The following is a 15808-nucleotide window of genomic DNA, read 5'->3' on the forward strand; positions in this document are numbered from 1 at the left end:
TTACTTCCCTATCACAATTGCATTGACGCCACGTGACATAACAGAATTTAGTGCGCTAGCCAAGACTCCACGGGGACCCACGTAGGGGTCCCGAGTCATGTAGTACGAGACTCCATTAACCATCGTTTCGCTGTCCACGATGATAAAGTGCCCGTTTACATTAACTATTGCTGACTGCCCATTTGACAACACTCGACTCAGTTGCCCTGGCAACATCACCGTCTCAACAGTATTCTGCACTCCAGCGTTTGATATTACGCTCGATAGCTCGGTCGTGCTGACGCCCGTTGGTCGGATACCATTTGTGAAACTACCTATCGCGTCTGCCAAACTGACTGAGTTTCCGGTGTTATCTGTAATAACCATTGCCGCACACGCTGGACCACATACTGGCGCATTTCCCTGCAGAATCACGGTCCCGCTCGGCTGATAAGGAATAGTCTTCGGTACTCCAACAGCACCGCCAGCACCATCCGCTACACCAGCAACTTTGCTGTCTACGACGGCTTGCACCGCTCCTTCGGCTCCTGAGCCGAAGACCGCGCCGAGCACGCGTGAAACAATCTTGCCGACGGCCGCCCCCCCTACCAGATTCTCGACCGTGTAGTCCGGCGTAACTGCGCCGTTCGACGCCCCAGCTCGCTGAAGCACGTTTTGCTCAAAGCCCGCCACCTGCTGATTTATCGCACCGGCCGTAGCGTAGTTTTTCTCTCCAATCCCTGCTGTATGTGGCGTCTGTCCCGGCGCTAACGCCTGCGCGGTGCCAGCCGGTGAATCGAACAAGTACTTATCGTTGTACTGCGCAGTAGTCGATTGGAACGTCTTGACCGGGCTACCATCCGCCACGATCGGACCGGTCGTCCCCGAGATCGTGTAGCCCGACATCCGATCAATCGCGTTCTGTGCAATCACCAGATTTTGCATAAAGCTGTTCAGGGTCTGCGTATTGCCCGACGCTTGGGCAGCCTGCGCCAACTGGAATACGTAATTCGTGAGCTGCGACTGCGCGGCCGCGTCTACCTTTGCGCCTGCCGCCAACGTCAGCATATTGGTCCAGTAGTCAGTCAGCGTCGCTTGATCAGCCTGTGTCTTACCGATCGCGGCTGCAATACCCTTCGCCGCCGTAGAAATCATGGTGCGTTCTTGCGGGTGAAGTTGGCGATTGAACAGATCCGCGCTCAATGCACCATTTGCGCCGCTCATCGCACCAGCCGAGCCGCCCAGCAAACCGCCCGCCGCCGCACCAGCCAGCCCCGACGCCGCATTCGCCAACAACGTGCCGCCCAGTGTATCGCCGAGCGCGTTCCCAACGGCGTTGCCTGCCATGTCACCGGCTACCGTGCCAGCGACCGCCCCGGCCACATTGCCACCGCCCATCGCCGCCCCGATTGCAGCTACTCCTGCGTGCGACGCAATGCGTGCGGCACCATCGTTACCCCACAAAGCTTCCTGCTGTTGCGCCGCCGTGAAATCTGCCTGTGCCTGGGCCATCCCGGCCGTGTCGCCTGTGGCACTAGCGTTGGCGTATGCCAGTCGGGCCTTGGTTTCGTCTGCGATTGCCTTGTTTTGCAATGCGTTCGCTACGTCGCCCACCACCTGCATACCGACTTGGCCGACCGACTGCTGAACCGCGATGTCGTTCTGCACGTTCTGCGCATTGAACGTGTTCTGTACCGCACCGTTCGCATTCGCCGTGTCACGGCTCAGCCCAGCAGTGCTGTCGTGTCCGGTACCCGTGTCACCGCGTACCGTGATCTTCCCAGGACTGACAGCCGCATAGGTCGTCCCCGACGCGTCGCTGCTCGTGCCAGCTGCCGAGAATCCGCTCGGTCCCAAGCCTTGCGAGTTCTGCGCTCCCGGTACGTTGCTCGCGCCCTGCTTGACAGGCGTATTGAGATTCACGCCGCCCGGCGTGCTGTGCCCGAATCCACCGCTCGCGCTGACGCCCACCGTATCGCCCGAGTAAGACGCGTGGTTCTCCAGATTCGAATAGCCAAGCGTCTGCGTCGACAAGCTGTTCTTATCCGGCGTCGCCGTGCTGGCGATCACGCCCCCGTCGAGCTGCGTATGGTTCCCAACGTTCACGTTATACCCGCCGGTACCCGCATAGATGCCGCTTTGCTGGTTCACCGATTGATAGTTCGCGTTGATGTTCTGCTCGCTCGCGCTCGCGCTGCCGCTGACCGTCTGGCCATAGCAGAACGGCGGCACGCAAATACTTGCCTGGAATCCGGCGCTCGATTGCTTGCTGTCGTAGGTGCTGGTGTCCTGCTGGCTCTGGATGTTCAGGTCGCGTCCAACGCTTGCGTTGACGGTATTGCCCGACACCTCCGCCCCGCGCAGGTTTGTATCGCGTCCGCTTGTCATCGACAGCGTATCGCTCGCGGTAATCTGCGTATCCCGATTCGTCACGCTGTTACCGTTCGCATGTCCGTGTGCCGTGCTTGCACCTAGTTCCAGCGTAAAGCCATTCTGCTGTCCGCCGAGAGCAGCCCCGACACCGATACTGCCGCCGCTGCTGCTGTTGCTGCTCGACTGCTGGCTAGTATCCTTCGCGCTTGTCAGGTTGATATCGCGCGCCGCGCTCAGCTCAACGTTCTGCGCGCTAATCTGCGTCCCGCTGGCATTGATGTCACCGTCGGTCGCAAAGCCATTCGCATCCTTGGCTCCGCTCCCCGTTGCAATCAGCGTTGCCTTACCGCCAGCGTGCAGCGCGCTCCCGTCGTTGGCGACCGAGCTCGATTGCGCTTCGCTGTGGCTGGTACCGCCGCCAATGCTGACCGTCGCCTTGACCAGTGCCTGATTCGTTGGCTGCCCGTTACTCAATGCACTACCAACTTGATATGCGTTGTATGCGGCAAGTCCGGCCTGTGCCTTGTCGAGCGCCGCCAACCGCGAGTCGCCGCCGCGCGCCGGTTGGCCAAACGCCTGATTCGCCTGCGCAATTGCATTGCCAACAGCACCGCCAAGCGCAACACTCACGCCGAACTGGCTCGAATCCTGACTCATCCGGCTCTGTGTTGCGTCCGTTCCCGGATCGAGATTCAGGTTCTTGCCGATCAGCGTCAAATCCTTGCCCGCGCTCAGGTCTGAGCCAGCCACCGTAATGTCCCGCTTCGCATCGAGCGTCACATTACCGTTGCCGCTCACGATCTGGCTACGCATCGTGCTCTGCGTCTGCGACGCCGTATCCTGCACGCTATGGCTGTTCGCAACGCCCACCGAAAAACCCGTAGCCGTACCGTTACTGCCGAGGCTGCCAACCTGGTGGCTGCTCGATTCCTGATGCGTGACGTTGGTATCGAGGCCCGCCAGTACATTGATCGCGCCCTGCGTTGCAATCAGATCGACGCCTTGCGTTCCACTGACGCCGGAGCCGACGACGTTGATGTCGCCGGTCTTGCTCTTGATGACGACGCTGTTACCCGTGACCGACGACGCCGTTTGCTGGGTCAGCATCTGGCTGCCGTCCGAATTGCTCCGGCTCGCGTTGTACGGAGACGGACTGTTCCCGCCGCTGTTGGCCGTACCGCCGATCCATCGGGCGACATCACCGAGACTCGGTGTCGAAATTAACGCAAGGCTCGTACTGGAACTGCTCGACGACGTACTCTGCTGAAGCTGGTCCGTCGATGCCTGCAACGTCACGTTGCGGTTGGCATCCAGCGTCGCCGTGCCGCCCGCGCTGATCGCCGAGCCGATCACCGCAATATCGCCGTCCACGATGTTGCCGCTCGCATCCTTCTGCGCGCCGCCGGTCGCTTTCACGGTCACATTGCCGCCGCCCCGTACCGTGCTTCCAGCGTTCGTCAGGCTCGACATATCGGTTGTACTGCTGCTGCGGCTCTGACCATACGTCACCGAAATCGACGGCACGTCCGCGGCGCTTGCGCCGATTTCGGTCAGCACCGATTGGCCGCGCTGAAACCCGTTGCCCGACGACGCATCCGCTTTCAGGTTGCGCACCGTATCGAACGGCGTACCGGTCACGGCCACCGTCAGGCCACTCGAATGCGCTTCCCGCTGATCGTGCGATTGCGCTCGGTCCTGTCCAGGATCAATCGTGACATTCTGTCCAGCGATGCTGATGTTGCCCGTTGCCCCAGTGGTATCGCCTGCGGCCTTGCCTGCCACGATGTCGCTGCCGCTGATATGGACGTCCTTTCCGCCCGACACGGTCACGTTGCCTTCAACGCTGCCGACCGCGCTGCGCGACTGGCTCTGCGTCGTCGAAGTAGCGTTATACCGATCGCTCTGCTCGCTCGATCCAATCGTGATGCCCAGACCGCCCGAGCCCGACAGGCCAGAATGCTTCTCTTGATGGTACTCGTTGTCCTGATAGGTATTGGTCGCTGCCGAGATGTTGACATTGTCCTTAGCGGAAAGTGCTACATCGTGCGTCCCGACAATGGCGCTGCCGGTGACGTTGATGTCTTTCCCGCTCACAACCGTCACGCCGTCAGCCGAGATCGTGCTGCCATTGGCGTACGTGGTGGTCTGGTCAACCCGATTCGTCGCGCTCGTATGACTTGCGAAACCGCCATGGTCATGCGATTCGTCCATGTTGGACACGTGCGTTTCGGTCGCCGCACCAACATTCACGTTGCCGACTGCCATCAGGCCCACGTTGCCCTGATCAAGCGTAATCGTGCTTCCGACGACGTTGATGTCCTTGCCCGAAGCAACGTTTAAGGTATTGCCGCTATGCAGCGTCGTGCCAACCACGGTCTGGTCAGACGTATGCAACGTTTCCGTATAGCTGCCGTGATGATCGCTACCCGAACTGTTGCTGTCGACCGTCGAAGTCGTGCTCGCCGCGCCGAGCGTGACATTCCCCTTGGCAGCGATCGTGCCGCCATTACCCAAGTTGATCTGCGCGCCACTCGCGGTCAAGTCACCATTCACGCCGATCATCGACACACCACCGACATTCACAGCGCTGCCCACCACGCCATTGATGTCGGTATTCGAGACACCATTCGCCCGCTGGACAATCTTGTGCTCGCCGACTTGCTGCGTACCGAGGTCGTAGTTCCCACCGACGAGCATGCCGAGATTTCCACCAACCGTCAGCGCACCCGCGTGCTGTTCAAGGTTTCCACCGGTCACGATTGCTGCATCGCCCTTGACGTCAATCTGAGCGATCGGCCCGAGCGTCGACGTGACGCTCGTTGCGCCATCGCGGCTGACCCGCTTGTCGGTCTTCACTGCGGTATCGAGAATCAGGTCGCCGCCGGCATTCAGGTTCAAGCTACCGGCTTGGACCTTGGCCGAAGTCAAATCGACATTGCCCGTCGTCGTCAACGACATCAGGCCACCGCTCTGCAGCGCACCGAATGCGTTGTCGATCTGCTTGCCCTGGATCGACAGCGTGTTGTCCGCCTTCACCGTGCCGCTGTTGGTGAAGTTCTGTGCGTCCTTCAGGTCGATGTCGGTGGCCGTAATCAGCGGACCGTTGATATTCTGCTGATTGGCCTTCGCGAGATACACGACCGGCACAAGCACCGACTGCCCGTCAACAACGCGCGTCTCCATCATGATCACGTTGCTCGTGAGCTGCGACACCTGCTCGGCCGACAGGCTCGCGCCCAACGGAAGGTTGAGCGACTTTTCCAGCGAAGCGCCTGCCGCCATCAGCGACTGGTACATCGACTGGAGATCCGCGTACGGACCGAGCACCGCCCGGCCCGTCAGCGACGTGACTTGGTTGCGAACCAATTGCTGCTCGTAGAAGCCGTCACCCAGCCTCTTCGGAATGTGGGTAAGGTCGACACCGATCTGACCGAAGAAGTAGTCGCTCGAGATGAAACTCTTCTGGTTCATGAACGCCGGATTCGTCTCGATCACATAGCTCGCGTTCGGCGACGGATTCGGTTTGAACAAGCCGCCCTGCGGGATCGTCAAATTGTTCAACACATTCGCAGCGGTCGCACTCGCGATGACCGGATCGACCGTGGTCACACCACCATGTACCGCCGCGGCCCCCGACTTCGTACCGCTCGCGCTACCGCTCAGTCCGCCAATCGTCAGGCCGGGTACCGCTTGCCCGGGCAGCAAGCCCAGCGACGGGATCGACGCGTTGCCCGCCGTGTTGTTGATGCTCACGCCGGTTCCAGAAATCGTCCCGTTCGAACCCAAAGTCGAATCGTAGCTCGGCAGCGAATACGTCTTGACCCACGCCGGTGCGGCTTGCGTATAGCCGCCGGGACGCCCTGTCACAAATGTGGCGTTGCCGAACGGCAACTGCCAGTTGTATTCGCTGTTGTCGTAGTTGTTGTAGTGGTACTGCCCGGAGTAAGACACCGTCACGCTCGGCGCCTGTTGTCCGGTGGCAGCCCACCCGTTGGCATCGTAGCTCTTCGGCATCTGGACATTGCCAACTGCCGTGATGCTGCTCCAGTAGTTTTGCAGGGTGGCGACTGTTGATGCATTGATACTGCCGCCCGACACGATTTGAGCAGCCGGGCTGATGCTGGTCACGGTCGTCGCGGTCGCGCTATCCGCGTAGTAGGTCGTGTATTGATACGTACTGTTCCACTGACCGCCGTGGGGCGGATCGGTATACACGCCGCCGATGCTGGTCGGGTCTTTCACGCCCACCTGGCCCGTTTGGCCCTTGATAGGAACGCCGAACGGCGCCAACGTCGCGGGATCGACCGAGCCCGTCGAAGTCGTCATCACGCGACGCGTGTTCGTGATCTTGTCGGCATGCAATTCCATGTCGCCGCCGGACTGGATCAACGCCGACGAATTGTTGATCAAGGCCGCGTTCGTGTAGTTGCCGCTGGTGTCCTTGCCACCGGCCAGGACAACCTTGCCCATACCGAAGATGGCCGTCGTCGCCAGCGTGTCGGTCGCCGTCGTATCGTCACGGTTCTCGATGTCATTCGCGAGAATTTCGAGCGTGCCGTTGCTGTCCGACGCACCAATCAGCGCGGTCGGCCCGAGGTTCGACACCGTGCCCGTTGCGTTGAGCGACACGCTGCCGCCCACGATCGCACCCGTGTTGGTCAGATTGACCGATTGCGTATGCAGCAACCCACCGGCCGCTAGTGCGCCTGAGTTGACGATGTTGCCCGCACTGACGTTCAGATTGTTGACAGACTGCACGTTGCCGCTATTGTCGAACGTGCCAGGCAACGTGAACGCAAGATCGTGACCGACGTTGAACTGGTAGTCGGGCGTCACCGAGAAATCGCCCTGCAGGTTCACGTTGGCATCGTGGGCCGCGCTGTAAGTCCCGCCGCCCTGCAGCGTCGGAGCCGTTACCGTCAGGTCGTGCGTGGAGCTGATCTGTCCGTTCGTGTTCGTGACTGTGCCGGACGTCGTCACGTCCACATCGCCACTCGAATTCGCGACGTTGCCGATCTGCCCGCCACTGTTGTCCAGGGTCGTCCCTTGAACGTGGAGGCTTGCGCCGCTCAGTTGGCCGCCCTGGGTGTTGGAAATCGACGTCGCGCTGACCGTCACGTCACCGTTACCGGTGATTGCGCCCATGCCGGACACACCGCCCGCATGGCTGTTGGTGATCTGGCTGCCGCCCTGCACCGTCATCTTGCCGGCACCAAGATCGGTAATCGAGCCATCAGCATTGTTGATCGATGCCGATTGGATGCTGAGCGTGCTTGTATCGCCCGCCGTCGCCTGGCCGGACTGAATGTGCCCGCCCTGATTCACCAGCGCGCCGCCGTTCGTCAACGACAGTGACGTTCCGGCACGCACCAGCCCCTGCGAGTTGTTCACATCGCCCGCGATCGCCCCGGTGATGCTGCCCTGTGCGGCGAGGATACCGCCCGAGTTGTCCCAAGTGCTCGCGTCAACCACCGCTTGGCCCTTGGTGACGATGGTGCCGCCTGCATTGTTCAGCGCGCTGGCGCCGTTGCCCGGTTCGATCGTCAGCGTGCCCGTACCGGCATGCGTGAGTGTCCCGCCCCCATTGTTCAGTTGGGCCGGAGCGAGCGTGAGGTCCGTGCTGTTCGTCTGAATCACGCCGCCCGCTGAGTTGTCCAGCGTGCCGCTCACATTGACACCCATCGCGGACGATCCAAACTGCGTGATCGTCCCGCCGTGGTTCGTCAAGTTCGGCGTGGTCAGTACCATCTGGTTCGCTTCGAGCGTACCGCCGCTGTTGTCGAGTGTCGAATCGGCGGTCACCGACAAGTTCGGCGCGACAATCGTTCCGCCCTGATTGGTCATCGAGCCGGTATGTATTACCGCATTCGTGCTCGCGCCGATCTGTCCGCCGTCATTCGTCAGCGTGCCGCTGGTGATGCCCAGGTCCGTATTGGACAGCAGCTTACCGTTGGTGTTGTTCAACACGCCGCCAACCGCAGCGGTCAACCCGGCCTGGGCATCGATCGAACCCGACGTGTTGTTCAGCGAACCGCTTTGTGCCGTGATACGTCCATTGCTGGCGATCTTGCCGCCGATGTTCGACACCGAGCCCGATCCATTGCCGAGCGTCAACGTACCGGTGCCGGCGTGCGTGATCGTACCGCCGTCGTTCACAAGTGCCGCGGGCGCGAGCGTCAGATCGGTGCTGTTGGTCTGCAGCGTGCCGCCGCTCGAGTTGTCGAGCGTACCCGCGACATTGACGGCCATCGTGCCGGTGCCGGTCTGCGTAATCGTGCCGCCGTGGTTCACCACGTTGGTTGCGGTCAACGAAACCTGATCCGCCTGCACGGTACCGGAACTGTTGTCGAGCGTGGTGCCGCTCAACGCAGCCGTCTGGCCGACGATGCTGCCGCCGCTATTGGCGAGGTGCGTGCCGGCATCGACCGTCACGCCCTGGGCAGCTTGAAGCACTCCGCCGCTGTTGTCGACCGATTGCCCGGACACATGAAGATTCGTGTTCGACGTAATCGTCGCGTGGTTGGCGATATTGCCGCCTTGGATGGTCACATCGCCGTTGCCGCCAATCACGCCGCCTTGCGCACCGTTCGCGGTCGTGCCCCCCACGTTAGTGAGCTGGCCGGTTGCCGTCAACACCATTCCATCGGTATTGAGCGATGTGATGCGGCCGGCCGTGTTGTCGATCGTCACGCCGTCGACAGTCGCATGGCCGGCGCTCTGGATCGTGCCTTGATTATTCGCGACGGTGCTGCCGCGCAGCGCCATCGTGCTTTCCGACACGAGCACACCGGCCTGGTTGGCGATCTGACCGGCGACCGTCACGGACAACGGTCCTTGCGACGACACTGTGCCGCCCTGGTTCGATACGTTGCCGCCCGTCAGCGTCGTACTACCTCCGCTCGTCAGGCTACCGTGATCGTTGATGACCGTTCCTGCGGCGTTGGCCGTGACTGCCCCTTGAGCGCTCGTGGTCGCGTTCGTGAGATTCACGTCGCCGCCCGTCGCGTTCAGGGACAGGTTGCCGTTCGCAGCCGTCGTGCTGCCCGCGAGGTTCACGCCGTAGCCGGTCGCCGACACGTTGCCGCCCGCGACGTTCTTGCCGGTCGCGTTCAGTTGGCCCGTCGTCGTGACTTGCAGGTCGCCGGCTTGCGTGACGGTACCGTCGCTGTTCACGCCCGCGCCCAGCAGGCCCATCGAATTCAGCGAACCCGCCGTCACGCCGACGTTATGTTGCGCCGCAACCGTTCCGGTATTCGTCAAATCGGCGCCAGTATTCAGCGATACCGACTGCTGACCGTAGGTCGTGCCGCTGTTCTCGATTCCACCCGCAGCCGATACCGCGACGTTGCCGACCGAACTGATCTTGCCCGACTGCACCAACCTACCATCTGTGGTCAACGTCAGGCCCATCGCATCAGCCGCGATCGACCCCGCGTTCCGGACCCCGACGCCCCCCTCGGTCCCAACCAAAAAGATGCGATTACTGTACATTCCGCCCAATTGACCCACGTCAATTGCAACGGCAGGGGCTGCACCATCCCCCTGAATTCGAGTCGCCTGGAGCGTGTCGTGACTGACCTGATTCGCGCCAGCGATCACGTTCAGGTTCGATGCGTAGATGACTGCATTGGCCTGTACGGCTCTGGAAATAAGATCAACCTGATCCACATTCGTGGCGGTCAGGCCCGCGCCTTGTACCGTGATGAGGCCGCGTGTCACGCTGAAGCCCCCCAGCGAACCGTCCGCATTCAGATTCGGCGTGCCAGTCGTCAGGATTGCGCGCGAGGTGTTGATAAAGCCGCCACCGTCGACTACGAGGCCCGACGGATTCGAGATGATCATCTCGGCCCGTTGGCCGGCGATCTCGACAAAACCTTTCAGTTGCGAAGGATTGTTGCTGTTGACCTGGTTGATGATGATCTTGGCCGAACCGTTCGGGCTGAGGTTCGGGTTGCCGTTGATGTACCCCGCCTGCTGCGTGTTCGTCAGCGTGGGTGAGTTATTGACGATAACGCCGACTTTGGGCACATCGAACTGCGAATAGGTGTTCAGCGACACACCCGCGCCGCTCGGCTTCGTAATGTTGACTTGCTGAAGACCGTTTTGCGTCTGGATGACTGACGGCGCGTTCGCGCCCGCACCCACGACCTGAGCGCTCGCCCACATCGGTATAACGCCGGCCGCAATCAGCACCGCGAACGCGGCATGGCGCAAGGCGAAGCTCGCCAAAGCGCTCAATGCGCGATTGGCAACGGCGCGCGGTGCCTCTCCCTTGCTGACTTTCCCCGTTGCATGAGCGGTCTCCTCGACCGCTACCAGCATGCCGCGCACGCGGCTGAACACCAGACGATATTGGTTCTTATTCATGGATACGGCAAGCGCTTTTTTAGACGTCAAGCAAATGGATCGGAACGCCTTGCACAAGTACAGGGACGCTCTCTAACGTCGAACGCAACGCTGCCGAAGATTCTCAATATTTCTTGACTTGAGATTGCGGCGGAATAGCGGCCCCTCACGCCGCAATCTACCGAAACGCTTTCCCGCACACTGTCAAGGATTGCAAGACGCGAACGAATACCGGCCAAGCGATGACTGTGCGCTTGCCGCTAATGCTGTCAGGTCGATTCGGATCAAATTCGCTCAGTTAATAGATACTTCGACCCGCCTAAACATTTTCCTCATCCACAAATAACTATAAACTTAACAACACCCCGATCCACCATGGATTGATCGAAGAAAAAGCGCTCGGCCTTCGTGTCTGACCAGGTAGGGCGTCATGTGTCACGTCCCTCGTGCCGATATGCATCCACACGATACAGCGCGGATCAGTAACATCATTCATAAGCGCCGGAATTTGCGCATAGCAGCAACGCGCGATGCTCAAAAAACTTGCGCCATCAATCAGTCACATTATGACGATGAGATTATTCTTTATTTAACAATTTCTCCCTTACCAAAAAAATTTTCACCAACGCAATGTGACAAAGTTCCCTCGCATATCAGGATGCAGTGCAACGACTGCCCATATCGCCAATATGCAACACAGTGCAGTTTCGATGCCCGCAGTGTTTGCGCGCATTCTGACGTCTTGACTCGCAGGTTGCGTGGCGCATGCGTTGGCGAACTCATGGCAGAGCTTGCACCAAGTCACTGCTCAATTTTCGTTCGTCGCGAATTGACGGCTCTCGCTTCGTCGTTCGGCCGCCAGCCCCGATTTCATTAGGGCTATCGAGGCTCCGCATCTCCAATCTGTCTACTGTCGAAGCCAGTTGCAATCGCGCCGATCACCAATCCGCCGGCGCCCGAATGCACCGCTTTTTCACATAGCTCGACAACGCGCTGCAATATGATCGAGCACGCTCATCGCTCACCACAACGCTCGTCTGGAGGCAGTACCCGGTAACGCTCCGGGTCTGCCAACCACTCGATCACGTCGTCTGAGCGCCAGAGCGTACAGCGCGCCCCGAACCGCACGGCCTGCGGGAAGCGCCCCGCCTGCTCCAACGCCAGAACAGTTTGCCGAGACAGGCGAACGTAAAGTCGTAAATCCGTAAAGCGCAGCAGATAACCGGGGACGAGCGGCCCGGTCGGCCACGGCACAGAAGTCTTCCGAGCCATCAGACTGCCTCCAAACATAGGCAGCCTCTTCGGGTCCATCAGGGGAGTACGCCGCGCGCGCAGCAAGAGGCGAAACAATCCGCGCAACACTCAGGCGTGCGGAGTCTTCGGCGGAACGATGCGGAATACGGTGAGGTTAAGGTCGGTCAAGCCCAGCCGCATATGCAGGCGTGCCCTAAGACGAGTCAGGACGACAGGCAGCATGTCGAGTGTCATGCGGATGCGTTGCGCGACTGCGCGCCATCCCAACCGCACGCATAGCCCCAGCATCGCAAGCCACGCGTTCATGCGGCCCACTCGCAGCAGCCTGGCAGACCGAATCCTGTTCCATTGCATCCATCCGGACAGACCGTAGAAGATCGCGACCCACGCGACCATACCGACGAAGCAGACGAGCATCGGAACGCGGTGGACCCCAATGCTGAACAGCAACGCGAACGTCGTGAGTATCGCGAACGAGCCGAGCACCCCAATCGCCACCGACCGATTCTCATGTGAGACGCGATTGAGCTGCGAACGGAATCCCTCGCAGCACATGCGAATGGCATATCCCGGCAATACCTCTGCGTCGCCGCTTGGCCCGCGTCGATACGGATCGAGAGGATCAGGAATAGGGTTCATGACTACAACCTATGCTTCGGGTTTCATAAAATCAAGACCGTACGTCCCTAGCGCTCAGGTCCATCGGATGACCGCTCCGGATTCGGTGCCAGCTGCGATTCCGGCAACCGATCAACGACTCGCGGTGGCTGCGGAGCAGGTAACGTTCTCTGCGCTTCCCGCGCGTGCTCACATTGCTCCCGCGCTTGCATGAGTTGCTTCCGCCGTGCCTCCAGCGCCTCGTCACCAAACGTTATGTTGAGCCGATAGGTGACGACCACCATTGCAGTCCGTTCCCTGAACTCCTCGCTGCCGCTCACGTCGATGGTCGAGCCGAATTTCTGACGTGCGAGCAATAGTCCCGTCAGCATCGCGTCCCACTGCGCAGCATTAGACGCAAACACGACGCCCCACCCTTCGTCGGTAAACTGCCGCGCGCCTTCGCGCAGATAGTCGACGTTGCCGCTCGCGGTGTCGACGCGCCACGTCCAGTGCTCCATGACCCGTACCCGCTTCGGCGGCAGCGGATCGAGGTCGTCTCCAAACAGGCCGGTAATCCGGTTACGGCGCTCGGGTTCCACTGGTTGCTTGCGCCGGCGTCGCGCCGCGTAGGTCCAGCCGCGCAGTTGCGCAATCGCCGCTTCATCGCCTTCCTTTGCCCGCATCTCCACCCATTCGCGGTAGCTTTGCGGTCGCATCAGCGCCGCGCGCTCCTCTTCCTGTTGCTCGCGCAGAATCTCGAGTTCACGCGCACGCTCGAAGGCCGATATGGAATACGCCGCCTTGCGTTCGACCGAGCGCATGCCGCTGTTGCGGATTCGCTCGCGCGCCTGTCGATGCCGATCCAGCAATGCGCGATAGTCGTTACGGTGCCGAGTGCGCATCTGTTGCCGCGCCGTGTCGAAGCCGCGTTGCTGTTTCGTGCGGTCGCGCTCATAGCTTGCGCGCAGGTCGGCCCGCATGCGGGCCCGTGCTTCGCGGCGTACGGCGCGCGCACCATCGATTTCCCGTTCCAGATACCGTCGTTCAGCGCTCGAGACCCGAATCGCCCGAATTGGCTCAACCCACGGTCCGAGACGCTTTTCCAGCTTGCCGCGGCCCAGGTGTTCGTGCACGCTGCTCGCCTTCAGCGGCGTCAGGTCGTCGCGCCCTTTCGCGACGATCGCCAGCCCCTGCCCCTTGATGCGTAGCTCCAATCCGTGTCGCGCCAGTGCCTCATGCACGTCCTGCCACGTCACACCGGGCTGCTTGAGCGCCGCCAGCACCGCCTGCTTCGGCGCCCCGTTCACGTACGTGGCCAAGCTCTCCATACCGCCAAATGCCTCCATGTCGCGCGCTCGTGCCGGTTGCGAGGGTCGCTCCATTCGATGCGTGCGATCCCGCTCGATGACGCGTTGACCACCGCGATCGACGACGGCGTACGGTCCACGATCGTGCTGCCAGCCCTGGCGTAGCTCCAGTTCACGCATACAGCGATCCAGTTTCAGGTAGCCCAGTCCAGGATGCACGGCACGCCCGCTGTCCAGACTCACGCGATTCGCGACGACATGCAGATGCACGTTGTCCGTGTCGCGATGGACAGCAAACACGTACTGATGCGCGTCGGGTGGCATGCTCAGTGCCTCGAGTGCCGTGCGGCCGGCTTCATGCAGCTGCGCCACATTCGGCTGCTCACCCTCGCGCCACGAGATCACGAAGTGGAGTACTGGATCCCGCACGCGCGCGCTCCGATCCGCGACCGCACGCATTTCTACGTGGGCCGTCTCCAGCGACAGGCAGTTCGTGAAGGTCTCGATGTCGGCGGTTTGTCCTTCGTCAATCCGCGTCACGTATTCGATCAACGAGCGGAAGCTGCTGCGTGCGTCGCCGCGCTTCGGTGGAATCTTAGCCAGCATGGTCGACGCGCCGAATCGCGTCGATGACGGCGCGCTGCGAGGTTTCAATCTGCCCTATCAACGTGGCGCGTTCATGGGCCGACAGATAATCCTCGCCCCGCAAATGCTTGATCAAGCCGCCGATGCGGCGCTGTTCGTTGCCCAGAACCGTCAGCGCATCGAGCATACGGCTGGTCGTGGCGCTTCTCGTCTTCCGGCCCAGTGCGCACGCGCGGAAATACGCCGCAAGCGTGAGGCCGCAATCATTCGCCTTCTGCAGAAGGGCGACGTGTTCGTCCCCCGTCACACGCACGCCGACGACAATCGTGCGCTGCCTGTTTTCGGTGCCGTGGGTCATGTGAGCGCCTCCTTCGGCGTGAGTGCGCGTGGGCGGCGCGCGGGGTCTCGGGGCAGCGCCCTGAGCAGGGGGGTAGTCAGGCACAACGAGCAACAGCGAGTGGCGGCCTGGCGATGGGCAACGGCGCGCATGCGCGCGGTTGCACAACCCTCACCCTGCCCCCGCTGTTGATGCGCGTCGTCGTGAACGCCAAACGTATCGGCACGAATACCGCACGCTCGCCGAGCATCCTGGCGTGATCGATTTGCACACGCTGCACACCGCGCCGTCACGGGCGGCGCAGCGAACACGCAGCCTCGACGCAAGACCAGTGTGCCGCGCCAACCGGGCTGTGTGGACCATAAAACGGTAAGCGCTGATTTCGGGTTTGAACAACGGCGAACAAACGCGCGCCGATCGGCGCGCTGTTGTAACGCGCGGTGATCGATCCTGTTACAGCTGCCGTGTCGTTGCGTGTGTACGGTGAAGACATGCCCGAACGGGATCGATTTCGACAGGACGGCACGATGACCACCAAACGGCAACGCCCTTCGCCCGATCAGTGGGCCATGCTCGATGCAGCGCTGGAAGGGATGCGGGAACGTACGCCGCCCGGCGCCGCCCCCCCGCTGGCGCAGGAAATCCTCCGGCGCGCCGATGCGCTGCGTGCAGCGCTGGAATCGGGCTGGCGCATCCGCGATCTCGCAGTGTTCTTCAAGGACGTCGCCGGCATCGACGTGTCGCCCAGCACGATTCAGACAGCGCTGCGACAGGCGCTAATCAATGCGCAACCGGACGCCAAGCGCCCACGTGCGAAACGGCCCCACAAACGGCGCATGACCGCCGCGCCACCGGTGCCGCAAGCTGTAGTGGTAGCCGGTGCTGGCCAAGCCGGCCTGTGGCCGGTCGCTGATCAACCGATTACAGCATCGGAAGCAAAGACGGACGTGCCACGCGGCCCGACAATCACGCCGCTGGGTTCGGCATTGACTCAGGGCGCCACGAAACGGGGCCAACGATGAAATCT

6 protein-coding genes are annotated in these 15808 nt (G+C 61.4%); 1 reads left to right on the forward strand and 5 read right to left on the reverse strand.

The features are described from left to right. The 5 genes from WS87_RS13835 to WS87_RS13860 form a co-directional block, all read right to left on the reverse strand. On the reverse strand, positions 1–10719 hold the full coding sequence (locus tag WS87_RS13835; protein ID WP_236873192.1) for a hemagglutinin repeat-containing protein: 10719 nt from the start codon (positions 10717–10719) through the stop codon (positions 1–3). A gap of 993 nt (positions 10720–11712) precedes the next feature. Further along, positions 11713–12009: an AlpA family phage regulatory protein gene (locus tag WS87_RS34695; protein WP_082750745.1), complete on the reverse strand. Its 297-nt coding sequence runs from the start codon at positions 12007–12009 to the stop codon at positions 11713–11715. A gap of 51 nt (positions 12010–12060) precedes the next feature. Then, on the reverse strand, positions 12061–12591 hold the full coding sequence (locus WS87_RS13850) for a hypothetical protein (protein WP_159085679.1): 531 nt from the start codon (positions 12589–12591) through the stop codon (positions 12061–12063). 47 nt (positions 12592–12638) lie between these two features. Beyond that, positions 12639–14465, reverse strand: coding sequence for a TraI/MobA(P) family conjugative relaxase (traI, locus tag WS87_RS13855; RefSeq protein ID WP_059820532.1), 1827 nt, complete (start codon positions 14463–14465; stop codon positions 12639–12641). Then, on the reverse strand, positions 14455–14802 hold the full coding sequence (locus WS87_RS13860) for a plasmid mobilization protein (RefSeq protein ID WP_059820531.1): 348 nt from the start codon (positions 14800–14802) through the stop codon (positions 14455–14457). The genes traI and WS87_RS13860 overlap by 11 nt, the downstream gene beginning before the upstream one ends. A gap of 506 nt (positions 14803–15308) precedes the next feature. On the opposite strand from WS87_RS13860, the gene WS87_RS13865 reads away from it, so the two are divergent. Next, complete coding sequence (locus tag WS87_RS13865) at positions 15309–15803, forward strand: hypothetical protein (protein WP_159085680.1); 495 nt, start codon at positions 15309–15311, stop codon at positions 15801–15803. Positions 15804–15808: the final 5 nt, after the last annotated feature.

It is taken from the genome of Burkholderia sp. MSMB0856, assembly GCF_001524645.2.
Lineage (GTDB): Bacteria > Pseudomonadota > Gammaproteobacteria > Burkholderiales > Burkholderiaceae > Burkholderia > Burkholderia diffusa.